Genomic DNA, 11,264 nt, shown 5'->3' with positions numbered 1-11,264 from the left:
GCTGCCTTACATAGTCATCAGCAGCTTCCAATACTTCCTTGCATATATTACGGCCCAATTCATTGAGCACGTCTTGCAGCTCAAGCTGAAACCTTGGATAATCAATCCCCTTCTCAAGTTTCTCAAAAATTAAAGTGGCTACTTGCAGGAAACTGTTATATACGTGCTGAATTATCTTCATGAGAGTGCACCTCCGAGTTTCCGATCCTTCGGTTACTCGCCCTTCCTAGGCGGTGCACTCTCCTTTCTATTTCCTACCGCCTTTTTCCTTCTTCAATTTCCTACAGTAACTTTACACTAAGCCCGGGATACACGCATCTCCCGGCACTGGACCGCACCCGGTTCACGGAAGTGATGCAGTTGTGTGTATTCCCGCGCAACGACAGTCCCCCGGTTATCACCAGCGAAGATACAGGGACCTGGGTAAAGGGAACCGCTAAAAACCCTTTTACAACTAGAATACCTTCCTACTGGGGCCCTCCCGGTACTTCCTCTTTGGCCAGGTTCATGAACCTGGTGAATTCCTTCAAGAAAGCCAGCTCCACCAGCCCCGTGGGGCCGTTTCTCTGTTTAGCCACAATAATTTCCGCTATGCCCCGCTTTTCCGTATCGGGCCGGTAGTACTCATCCCGGTAAATAAACATGACCACATCCGCATCCTGCTCGAGAGAATTATGAACTATGATATCGGCCGCAACAAAATTGTGGTGTCCTGGGACCTCAAGGTCATATACCTCTTCAATACCATCGGGCTCAATGCTTACCACTCGATCCCAGAAAACATCGCTTTGGCTAAGACGTATTAGAAGCTCGCTCTGAACAATCTGGCCCACTCGGAAGGCACGGGTTCGGCTGAGATTACTCTTGTAAAGAGTTGAACCGCAGTACTGAACCCCCAGCGCGGCCTGCATTGCTCTTTGACTAAGTCCAATTAACTGTCGCGCGGGCTCGACTATGGAGTACCATACTGTTGCCGGAATAACGTCCTTATTCGTAATGTGGTCTCGCTTGGAATAGAAATCCAAAATCTCTTGAAGGCGTGATTTCTTGGCTTCTAAACATCCTATTTGTTGTATAAAACACATAATATCAGGTTTTCCACTGATTACTACATGCCATTGGTCACGTCCTTTGCCCGGCTGGGGTACTCGGTTTACTTTTGCCACTATCCCAAAGCGCATAAGCAGGTGCTGAATATCTAGCGCCATTTGCTTGCTGCTAGTAGCATAAGAAATAATAGCGCGTGGTTTCTTACGACCAAATACCCCAAGCGTGCCATCAGTAACCCATAAATGTCGAAGGAAGTGGCCGATGATCTCTGGTGGCTGCGTGAATAATTTCTTCGGAACCCGTTTTTCATAGGATCGGTAACCCCAAACTCCCAGGCTATCCATCCATTGTGCCACCGGGCTCCGCGTTCCATGGGTTAGTTGAGTAGTAGAAGCTAAAAAAACCTGCCACCAATCACGCTGCCGCTCTACACGCGGAAATACCTTTTCTTTAAATAAATCATTAATTAAGTCCATAACAATTTCTGCTAATTGGCGTTCCTTAGTTGTATATTGTATTGCATGGCGAGGCAGTGTACACCCGTCCCCAAGCAAGTGGCCGAGGAGCGCGGCTTCGGAAGCGCTCATGGAGGGACCGGCTATTGACAAGCCTTCCAGCGACCTGGGTAATGCAATGAACTCTCCAGGCTGTAGCTCACCTAAGCATTTCCACCCTTCTAAAGTGCGGAATTTGTGGTTTGCCGTAGCACGCACTTCACGACCCAGCTGGGTACAAAGTCGAAATACAGGTTTTACCCCTGTACACCACACCTTGCTAACCGCGGCAGGCTCTAGTTTCCATGTTATTTCATTAAGTGCCATAACCTTTACAGGCTGCTTTTCCCGAACTAAATCCTTGATTGGAACCCGGTGTCCACTGGCTAATTGCACCAGTGTTTCACCGGCCAGGCAGCCACTTTCCCGCAAATCGGACATGATCGGCCTTTTATCCTGGCGCTGTTCCACCGACCGGCTCAACTGGGCCAGGGCCACCAGGGGTACATTCAGATCCTTGGCCACCCCTTTTAAGGAGCGGGAAATTTCCGCAATTTCCTGCTGCCGGTTTTCCGCCCGGCGGTTACCCTGCATCAATTGCAGGTAATCAACCAGGATCAGCCCCAGGCCCTTTTCCACCTGCAGGCGGCGGGCTTTGGCCCTTAGCTGGCGGGGTGAAAGGATGGCCGTGTCGTCTATGTACAGGGGAGCTTTAGCCAGGCGGGCCGCTGCCCTGGTAAGACGCGCCCAGTCCTCCGGGGTTAAATAACCGCTGCGTACTTTTTGCTGGTCGACCATGGCCTCGGCACAGAGCATCCGCTGGACCAGCTGGGCCCGGGACATCTCCAGGCTGAACACGGCCACCGGTATCTGGCTCTGCAGGGCCACCTGCTGGGCAATGGTCAGCCCCAGGCTGGTTTTACCCATAGCCGGCCGCCCGGCAATGATTATCAGATCCCCGGGCTGAAAGCCGCAGAGCAACCGGTCCAGATCGGTAAAACCGCTGGCTATGCCGCTGACCGTGCCCCTGTTACGGTAACGTTCTTCAATGTACTCAAAAATCTGCTGCAGTATTTCCTTGATGGATAGAAACAGGCCGGTATTGCGCCGGGCGCCCAGCTCCAGGATCATCCTTTCAGCTTCATCGATCAGCCGCTCCACATCTTCGCTGCCTTCATAACCCAGGCCCGCAATCCTCTCGGCCACCCCTATGAGCTGGCGCAGGATGGCCTTTTCTTCAATAATGCGGGCGTAGTATTCCACGTTTGCCGTGGTGGGCACGATGCTGGCCAGAGAAGCCACATATGTAACTCCACCGGCCAGTTCCAGCAGTTTTTTCTCCTGCAGGTAATTGGTCACGGTTAGCAGATCAACGGGCTGGCCCGCCTCCTCCAGCGCCAGGATGGCCTCGTATATCTTGCGGTGAGCTTCCAGGTAAAAATCCTCGGGTTTAAGCAGGCGGGCCACCCGGGATATGGCTTCCCGGTCCAGCATCATTGCCCCCAGCACCGATTGTTCTGCATCTATATTTTGAGGTGGCCTCTTATCGCTCATGATGCTTCACCAACCTGCCGGTAAGATTATTCGGGCGGCAGCCCGACGTTGCGACTGCCGCCCCTGTTGCTGCTGTGCATTTCCCGGAACAGTTTAACTGCCGAATATATGCTGCAGCATTTCCTCCACCGTAGCCACAGGAATGATTTCCACGCCCTGCAGGCCAGCCGGAACTTCGCTTTTGTTTTCCGCAGGAACAATTACCCGCCGCATGCCTGCCTGGCGGGCACCGTAGATCTTTTCCACGATACCCCCCACGCCCCGGATGCGGCCCTGGATGGACAGTTCTCCGGTTATGGCTACATCCTGGGGTACGGGTCTTTCCTGAATGGCGCTCAAAATGGCCAGGAAGATGGCTGCCCCGGCAGAAGGGCCGTCCACGCGCCCTCCTCCAACAATATTAACGTGCACATCGTAGCTGGCCAGGTCCTCCCCGGTTATCTTGCGAATTACCGAGGCAGCATTAAAAACGGAATCCCGGGCCATACTTCCCGCCGTATCATTAAAGCGGATGGTACCCTGGCCCTGGTTGCGGGCTGGAAAAGCCACCGCTTCGATTTCCAAAACAGAACCCACAAAACCCATTACCCCCAGGCCGAAAACCTTGCCCACTTCTTTTTCCGCGCAACCTTTGCGCATTACATGGGGGCTCAGGCGGCTGGTCTGGATCACTTCGTAAACATCCTGCAGGGTAATACCTTCTTTCCCCACCCTTCCCCCGCTCCGGTAACAGGCCAGCCCGTAAGCGTCAGCCAGTATACCGATGGCCTTGCGCCCTTCAATGGTATATTGACTGATAAGTTCGGGAACCTTTTCCTCCAGGTGAACCCCCAGTTTTTCTGCCGCCTGCCTGATAATAAGTTCAATATCCTGCGGTGTTAGCGGCTCAAAATAGACCTCCGCGCAGCGGGAGCGGATGGCCGGGTTAATATCTTCTGGCTCCCGGGTGGTAGCACCAATTAATACAAAGTCAGCCGGTGCCCCCTCTTCAAACAGCTTGCGCACATACTGGGGCACTGCAGGATCATGGGGATCATAATAGGGTGAGTCAAAAAAGACCCTCTTATCTTCGAGAACCTTCAGCAGCTTGGTCTGGAGCACGGGATCCATTTCACCTATTTCATCAATAAAAAGAACGCCTCCATGGGCCTCGGTAACCAGGCCCAGCTTGGGCTCGGGCACGCCGCTGTCGGCTAAATCCCGCCGCGCCCCCTGGTAAATGGGATCGTGAACCGAACCCAGGAGAGGATTGGTTATATCCCTGGGATCCCAGCGCAGAGTAGAGCCGTTTACCTCTACAAAGGGTGCATCTTTGGCAAAGGGAGAACCGTTGATATTCTTGGCAGCCTCCAGGGCCAGACGGGCTGCAGTGGTTTTTCCCACTCCCGGCGGCCCGTAGAGTATTATGTGCTGGGGAAAAGGCGAAGCCAGCTTGGCCAGGAGTGCTTTGACGGCCTTTTCCTGGCCCACCAATTCGGAAAAATCTCCCGGCCGGAGCACTTCCATGGCCGAACGGGAAAGTTTCTTTTGCTCCAGTTTTTCCAGAATAGCCAGTTTTTTTAGCGTCTGAGCATTTTCCGGCCCGGTGTTTTCCTTGAGCACCTGCATTTTTATCTCTTTGACATATTCTTCGTGCCGCTGCTGCAATTTTTCATTAATCTTTTTTTCCAGCTCGTCTTCCACCGTGCGCCTGGCCAGTATGTCGGCAATTTCTTCTTCCACCTGCTCCAGGATGGACGGAATTTCCTCCAGGCCGGGCGCTTCCTCCAGGGTGGGATCTTCAAACACCAGTTTCTGGAGAGCGAGGACCCTTTCTTCCAGGCGTTCCGAGCGCATCAAGTGCAGGACATTCAGCTTGCCGGCTCGCAGGACCAGCTTATCCGACCCGAATATGCTTGCTGCCATGTTATAAAGGGCGTTAACCTGGCGGCGAAGCTGTTCCACGCCTTTCAACCTGGTACATGTTTCCTCCTGGCTTTCTTTAAACTTGTGCAGGAATGCTTTCATTGCCACGGCTACTCCTTTCACGTCTTCGGCTATGTTAATCCTCGGGAACCACTGCTACCCTTATTTGTGCCTGCACGTTGGGATGAAGCTTTACCACCAGCACCTGTTCTCCCAGTTGTTTGATCGGTTCTTTGAGCATGATCTTTTTCTTGTCCACGGTAATGTTGTGCTGCCGCTCCAGGTTCTCGGCAATGTCCCTGGTATTTATGGCACCAAAAAGACGGCCACCTTCGCCGACTTTTACTTTCACCTGTACGGTAAGGCCGTTCAGCCTGGCCGCCAGTTCCCTGGCCTGCACCTCCGCTTCTTCCCGTTTTCTATTCTCAATGGCCTTCTTCTGGGCCAGTTCCTTCATCCTGGCGGGGGTTGCTTCTACGGCCAGGCGGCGGGGAAGAAGATAATTCCTGGCATAACCGTCGCTTACATTTACCACAGAACCCCTGGTGCCCAGGTTTTTCACATCTTCCAGTAATATAACCTTCACCTGTCGTCGCCTCCTTTTTTGCGATGCTGCGCAGCTTGCCTTATATTTAACAGCGAATCCACCAGACCCAGTATGGTTAACGCTACAACAGTAAACGGCCAGTATAAAATAAGAACCACCATGAGGATTAACCTGACTGCCCTGGACAGTTGAAAACGGTCAAAATAAAAGCCCAGCACCGAAAGGCCCGCAACCAGATAAAGAAACGCGCCCAGGTAGACAAGGTTCTTCCCGGCCGCGGCCACGGACTGTTTGTTCAGTGCGTCGCCGGTCAGGAACAATAGCAGGCCCGTGATCACAATCCACACAAAATACCAGGGTATTTGCCACTGCCGGAAAGGGGGCAGCGTTTCAACCCCGTATCCCAGCCGCTGGAGTACCACCTGGCCCAGGTAATAAGTGATGGTGGTGGAAACCAGGGACCAGAGGACCAGGTTAGCAGGGAACAAAAGTATCATCAGTTGCACCATTTCCTGGAGCAGGTGCCGTATCTCATCTTCCATCCCCGGTTCGATCAGGCCCTGGTGCTGATAAAAAGCAAGAAGTTGTTCAATATCTCCATATATTCCTGAACCCGCCGCCAGGGGATTAATTCCCAGGAACCAGAAGCCTGACAAAAGGGTTATTACGTTTAAAATAACCGCTATGCCGGTGGCCATGGCCACTGCCAGGCCAGCCCGTACCCGGTTTTTAAAGAGCAATCCCAGCAGCAGGCCCAGCGGGCCAAGCTGAATGACCAGCATCATTACGGTGACCGGACGGCCATAAAACACTAATAAAAGCACCGCTGCCACCACCAGGGCCAGGGCACCTGTTACAAGATCTCGCTTTTTCACCAGCACAGCCAGGGGTAGGGGTATAACGACGCTGATCAGTGGGAACAGCGGTGGAACAAGCAGGCCAAGGTGAGCTATCACTGCCGTCAGGCTGGCAAAAATTGCCCCTTCCACCAGGTTATTGTGCCGCCATTGGGAAACCAAGGAATCACCTCTTTTTTTCTACCAGGTGGGCCAGCAGGGCAGATAAGTCCCCGTACCATCTTTCCATTTCATGTCCTTCTTCAATACCCTGGCGCAGCTTATTCTCCAGCTTGAGATCCATCCGGGTAAAACTGATCCCCAGCCGGCGTCCCAGCACGTAACAGGTAATAATAATGCTGCTGAACGCATCCAGCAGTCTTTCTTCACTACCCCGCAGCATGGCTTTATACAGGGCGGCAAGGGATGCCAGCAGGTCCGCCTTCAGCCACTCAATTACCCTTATATTTTTCGCAATACCCGTATCCTGATGGCCCCGGGGTCCGAACATGGATCGCCCCCCTTTTCTTATCCTGAACTTACTTCGCGAGGCAACCCCGCTTTTCCTGCCCCTCATGTGCAATCGGCACCTGTTATTTGATGGACCTGGTGCAGTATATTTTCAGGAGTGGGATATTGATCTCACAGGGTTACTGGTGGCCAAACCAAATATATAAGGGGAACCGGCAAGTTCCCCTTGGTTTTACTCGGCTGTAAATGGCAGGAGGGCTATGTTCCGAGCCCTTTTAATAGCTACGGTCAGCATCCGCTGATGCCGGGCGCAGTTCCCGGATATGCGCCGGGGTAAGATTTTACCCCGTTCGGTGATGTATTTTTTCAGCCGGGATACGTCCTTGTAATCAATAATATCAATTTTATCCACACAGAAATTGCAGATTCTTTTTTTCCCCCGGCGTCCCCTTTCCCTTTTAGCCAAGCAATTCACCCCTTATTTCTGGCAGAATTATTTATTATCAATTTCCCGTAAGCTGCTAGAACGGTATATCGTCCTCGTTGAAACTAACCTCACTGTACCCGCTCTCGTCCAGATCATGTCCATGACCTGCGGACCCAGCCGGCGACTGCGCCTCACGAGGCCGATCCAGGAATCGTACCTGCTCGGCCACTACCTCGGCTGTCTTACGACGCACACCCTGGCTGTCATCATAGGAGCGGATTTGCAACCTGCCCTCTACTGCAACCAGCCGGCCTTTACCCAGGTACTGCGAACATACCTCCGCCTGCTTCTGCCAGACCACGATGTCAATAAAATCGGCCTCACGTTCCCCCTGCCGGTTGGTAAAAGGGCGATCCACCGCCAGTGTAAATCTGGCCACTGCTGTGCCGCTGGGTGTGTAACGCAGTTCGGGCTCCCTGACCAGGCGCCCGATCAATATGATTTTATTGAACATCTTTCCACCGCCTTGGGTTCAATCTCTACCCGGCAGAGCAGGCTAAGCCGGAATTTTAAATAATTTTTTCTCTACGCTGCCTGACGAACAATAATGTGGCGCAGCACTTCTTCTGTAATCTTTAAAACCCGGTCCAGTTCCTGGGCCACTTCTGGGGCAGCATTAAACTGCATGATCATATAAATGCCTTCCCTGACATGGGCAATTTCGTATGCCAGGCGTCGCTTACCCCATTTTTCCAGTTTGGTGACTTCCCCTCCGTGGTTTTCCACGAGGGATTTGAATTTCTCCGCCACCTCACCGGCTTTTTCATCGTCCAGTTCCGGGCGCAGGATATAAACACATTCATAACTGCGCACCTCAAACACCTCCTCCCTGTGGACTGAAGGCCCTACCATTAAGTGGTAGAGCAGGGTGGAAAATGCTACATTTATGACTTGATGATTATAGCATAAATTTAGCTCGATGGCAACTGCTTGTTTTTCTAGTTATTAGAAATTCTATTACTTAAAATATCAAACCTCCCCCGGCTTGCCCGGAGGAGGTTCGTTTCTTTCAAGTAATTACTTTATGGTTGTTTCGCTCATTTTTATCTCCGCTATCTGCTTGATATGGTCGCATATCCGGCCAGGATCCACTTCGCCGCAAACAATAATCACGATCGAGTTCTCAATGTTCAAGCAGCAGCTGCACTCCCTCTGCTCATCCTGGCCCCCGCCTTTGGGATCATTTTTCTCCCAGCCCATTTGACTACCCCCTTTTCACAGGATTTGGTAATTTTCTGATCATAGTATATGCGGCGGTTATTACCAAATGTGCAAATTTGCTACTAATCAATCAGCAATAATAAAAAGGCGGTTTTCCTGTCCACCGCCTTTTTGTACCTGCTTAACTTCCATCCGTCAGGCCCTTTTTGTTGTTTTCGCCCGGTCCCATAACGGCCCTGATGCTTTTATCAAATTTAGCCCGGGGGAGCATGACCACACGTCCACAGGTTAAACACTTGATGCGTATATCAATTCCCGTACGCATTATTTCCCACCGGTCACCGCCACAGGGATGTGGCTTGCGGGTCCTCACCACATCACCAGCCTGATATCTGACCATGCTTCGCACCTCCACTCATGCTCAACACCACCCGCCTGGGATAAGGTATTTCGATGCCTTCCCGGTCAAAGGCTTCTTTGATCAGGCGCCGCAGCTCCCGCTCCACATACCACTGCTGCATGGGTTTGGTGTAGGCAATGATCCTGATCACCACATCTGATTGTCCGAAGTTTACCACCCCCAGAACGTGGGGTCCTTCGGCAATGATATCAGCCATGTCCCGTGCGGCCTGCTCACAGACCTGTTGCAGAACGTCAATAACCCGGTCCAGGTTTTCCTCGTAGGCCACACCCACTTCTACCAGCGCCCGCATATTGCCCCGGCTGTGATTGGTAACCTGAATTATCTGCCCGTTGGGGATAATATGCAGTTCACCACCAAAATCCCGCAGGCGGGTTACTCTCAGGCCCATTTCCTCAACTGTCCCGCTTACTCCAGCTACTGTTATATAATCTCCCACGGCGAATTGATCTTCCAGCAGCAGGAAAAAACCTGTGATCACGTCCCGGACAAGATTCTGAGCCCCAAAGCCCACGGCCAGCCCTACCACTCCGGCACCGGCCAGGATAGCCTCCACCCGTACGCCGAACATATTGAGAATGGTGACCAGGGCCACAAAGTACAGGGTATAGCGCAGGCCGCTTTTCATCAGGGTACGCAGGGTATGCACCCGCCTGCTTTCAACCGCTTCGATTTTATCCCACTTGTTAAAAAATCGATCCACCGCCGCGCTGCCGGCGCGCATTACCAGAAAGGTCAGGGCGATGATTAATAGGACCCTGATGCTGCTGGCAATAACTTTTCCCCAGTCTATTGCCAGCAGCTGGTTAACTGTTGATTGCCCCAGAACTGTTTTCCAGATCTCTTCCATGATCAAACCTCCAGGTTTACCCTTCATAGAAAGCTTTATAAGCTCGATAGGCCATATAGATGTCTGCTTTATGGGCCACCTCAAAGGGTGAATGCATGCCTAAAAGGGCAACCCCGCAGTCCACGACATCCATGCCGTGCATGGCCAGCAAGTAGGCAATGGTCCCGCCTCCTCCTTGATCCACTTTACCCAGCAGGCCGCTCTGCCAGATCACTCCGTGCCGGTTGAATACCCGCCGCACCTGACCCAAAAATTCGGCGTGAGCATCATTGGCTCCCTTTTTTCCACCGGCGCCGGTATACTTGGTTACAACCACACCGTGCCCCAGGCGGGCGGTATTCAATTTATCCATTACGTCCGGATAGTTAGGATCAAACCCGGCATTAACGTCGGCTGATAGGGCCCGGGATCTGGCCATAATCCTGCGCAGAATCAGCTCATTGTAACCGGGAACGGACCGTGCGGCCAGTTCGGCCACAAAATTTGTTAAAAATGTGGAGTACATTCCCGTGTTGCCTGTGCTGCCTATTTCCTCCTTATCCACAAAGAGCGCCACTGCTGTCTGTGATGGCACCGTCAGTTCCATTATGGCCTTCAGTGCAGCAAACACGCACACCCGATCATCCTGACCATATCCTCCAATCATACTCCTGTCCAGTCCAACATCCCGGGCTGGCCAGGCCGGAACGGCCTCAATCTCTGCGCTGATAAAATCGTCATCCCTTATGCCATATTTCTGCTCCAGGTAGTTGAGCACATGCTGCTTGATTTTTTCTTTAATCTCTGCTTCACCCACCGGTATTCCGCCTACCAGCAAGTTCAACCCCTCGCCCTTAATTCCCTCGGTCATTTTCTTTTCCATTTGTTCCCTGGCCAGGTGGGGAAGGAGATCAGTTATGGTAAAGACAGGTTCTGTTTCTTTTTCGCCGATGACTATTTTTATTACCCGTCCGTCCTCTTTTACCACCACCCCGTGCAGGGCCAGGGGTATACTCACCCACTGGTATTTTTTAATACCACCATAATAATGAGTTTTAAGCAACGCCAGGTTTTCTTCCTCGTACAGCGGCCGGGGTTTTAAATCCAGCCGGGGGCTATCAGCATGCGCACCAACGATGTTTAATCCTTCCTCCAGGGGCTCGCTGCCTGCCACCGCCATGGCCATGCACTTTCCCCGCCAGATGCTGAATACCCGATCCCCGGCCTTAATGTTTTCCTTTTGCTCCAGCTCACTAAAGCCCCCGTCCCTGGCAGCTGCTGCCGCCAGCTCTATGGTTTCCCGTTCGGTCTTGGCCTTACTTAGAAACTGGCGGTAATCTTCCGCCAGGTCCATTGCCGCCTGTTTTTCCTGCGCGTTTAGTTTCGTCCAGGCCGGCACACTATCCGGCTGTTCTTTTAAACCGGTCATTTCATCCACTCCCTGGCTTATTATACTTGAAATTTTTTGTTTCAAATTATATCCTAGTCAAATATCCTCTTGTTTATTTT

The 11,264-nt window shown here is 52.2% G+C and carries 12 protein-coding genes and 1 pseudogene; all 13 read right to left on the bottom strand.

Translation table 11 applies throughout. The features are described from left to right. Positions 1–181, bottom strand: a pseudogene (locus BUB44_RS15595) (ISLre2 family transposase); the annotation flags it as partial. A gap of 286 nt (positions 182–467) precedes the next feature. Continuing rightward, positions 468–3,098, bottom strand: a complete 2,631-nt coding sequence (locus BUB44_RS11850; RefSeq protein ID WP_027355944.1) for a replicative DNA helicase — start codon at positions 3,096–3,098, stop codon at positions 468–470. A 93-nt stretch (positions 3,099–3,191) separates the two neighbouring features. Continuing rightward, positions 3,192–5,105 carry a Lon family ATP-dependent protease gene (gene lonC / locus BUB44_RS11845; protein ID WP_073166619.1) on the bottom strand — a complete coding sequence of 638 codons (1,914 nt, stop codon included), beginning with the start codon at positions 5,103–5,105 and terminating at the stop codon, positions 3,192–3,194. 34 nt (positions 5,106–5,139) lie between these two features. Beyond that, positions 5,140–5,589, bottom strand: a complete 450-nt coding sequence (gene rplI, locus BUB44_RS11840) for a 50S ribosomal protein L9 (RefSeq protein ID WP_073166617.1) — start codon at positions 5,587–5,589, stop codon at positions 5,140–5,142. Next, positions 5,586–6,569 (bottom strand): YybS family protein, encoded by a 984-nt coding sequence (locus tag BUB44_RS11835; RefSeq protein WP_073166615.1) that lies wholly within the window; start codon positions 6,567–6,569, stop codon positions 5,586–5,588. The genes rplI and BUB44_RS11835 overlap by 4 nt, the downstream gene beginning before the upstream one ends. Positions 6,570–6,573: 4 nt before the next feature. After that, entirely contained in the window at positions 6,574–6,897 is a 324-nt protein-coding gene (locus BUB44_RS11830) for a MazG-like family protein (RefSeq protein WP_027355948.1), read from the bottom strand. Positions 6,898–7,089: 192 nt separating this feature from the next. After that, positions 7,090–7,323: a 30S ribosomal protein S18 gene (gene rpsR / locus BUB44_RS11825; protein WP_027355949.1), complete on the bottom strand. Its 234-nt coding sequence runs from the start codon at positions 7,321–7,323 to the stop codon at positions 7,090–7,092. A 55-nt stretch (positions 7,324–7,378) separates the two neighbouring features. After that, positions 7,379–7,798, bottom strand: a complete 420-nt coding sequence (locus BUB44_RS11820) for a single-stranded DNA-binding protein (RefSeq protein ID WP_073166613.1) — start codon at positions 7,796–7,798, stop codon at positions 7,379–7,381. Between the two features lie 71 nt (positions 7,799–7,869). Continuing rightward, positions 7,870–8,157 (bottom strand): 30S ribosomal protein S6, encoded by a 288-nt coding sequence (gene rpsF, locus BUB44_RS11815; RefSeq protein WP_073166610.1) that lies wholly within the window; start codon positions 8,155–8,157, stop codon positions 7,870–7,872. Between the two features lie 204 nt (positions 8,158–8,361). Further along, on the bottom strand, positions 8,362–8,544 hold the full coding sequence (locus tag BUB44_RS11810; protein WP_073166607.1) for a hypothetical protein: 183 nt from the start codon (positions 8,542–8,544) through the stop codon (positions 8,362–8,364). A gap of 142 nt (positions 8,545–8,686) precedes the next feature. Further along, entirely contained in the window at positions 8,687–8,905 is a 219-nt protein-coding gene (locus BUB44_RS11805) for a DUF951 domain-containing protein (RefSeq protein WP_073166604.1), read from the bottom strand. Then, positions 8,883–9,776 carry a mechanosensitive ion channel family protein gene (locus tag BUB44_RS11800; protein ID WP_114362184.1) on the bottom strand — a complete coding sequence of 298 codons (894 nt, stop codon included), beginning with the start codon at positions 9,774–9,776 and terminating at the stop codon, positions 8,883–8,885. The genes BUB44_RS11805 and BUB44_RS11800 overlap by 23 nt, the downstream gene beginning before the upstream one ends. Before the next feature lie 16 nt (positions 9,777–9,792). Further along, positions 9,793–11,184, bottom strand: coding sequence for an aminopeptidase (locus tag BUB44_RS11795; RefSeq protein WP_073166599.1), 1,392 nt, complete (start codon positions 11,182–11,184; stop codon positions 9,793–9,795). Between the last annotated feature and the right edge of the window lie 80 nt (positions 11,185–11,264).

The sequence above is a fragment of the Desulfofundulus australicus DSM 11792 genome, assembly GCF_900129285.1.
GTDB classification, from domain to species: Bacteria; Bacillota; Desulfotomaculia; order Desulfotomaculales; family Desulfovirgulaceae; genus Desulfofundulus; species Desulfofundulus australicus.
This window is presented reverse-complemented; position numbering and strand designations above follow the sequence as displayed.

What these genes read in the sequence shown, in the direction of transcription:
- BUB44_RS11820 (WP_073166613.1), bottom strand. Translation starts at nt 7,798, where the DNA reads ATGTTCAATAAAATCATATTGATCGGGCGCCTGGTCAGGGAGCCCGAA.
- BUB44_RS11850 (WP_027355944.1), bottom strand. Translation starts at nt 3,098, where the DNA reads ATGAGCGATAAGAGGCCACCTCAAAATATAGATGCAGAACAATCGGTG.
- BUB44_RS11810 (WP_073166607.1), bottom strand. Translation starts at nt 8,544, where the DNA reads ATGGGCTGGGAGAAAAATGATCCCAAAGGCGGGGGCCAGGATGAGCAG.
- BUB44_RS11830 (WP_027355948.1), bottom strand. Translation starts at nt 6,897, where the DNA reads ATGTTCGGACCCCGGGGCCATCAGGATACGGGTATTGCGAAAAATATA.
- BUB44_RS11805 (WP_073166604.1), bottom strand. Translation starts at nt 8,905, where the DNA reads ATGGTCAGATATCAGGCTGGTGATGTGGTGAGGACCCGCAAGCCACAT.
- BUB44_RS11795 (WP_073166599.1), bottom strand. Translation starts at nt 11,184, where the DNA reads ATGACCGGTTTAAAAGAACAGCCGGATAGTGTGCCGGCCTGGACGAAA.
- BUB44_RS11800 (WP_114362184.1), bottom strand. Translation starts at nt 9,776, where the DNA reads ATGGAAGAGATCTGGAAAACAGTTCTGGGGCAATCAACAGTTAACCAG.
- lonC (WP_073166619.1), bottom strand. Translation starts at nt 5,105, where the DNA reads ATGAAAGCATTCCTGCACAAGTTTAAAGAAAGCCAGGAGGAAACATGT.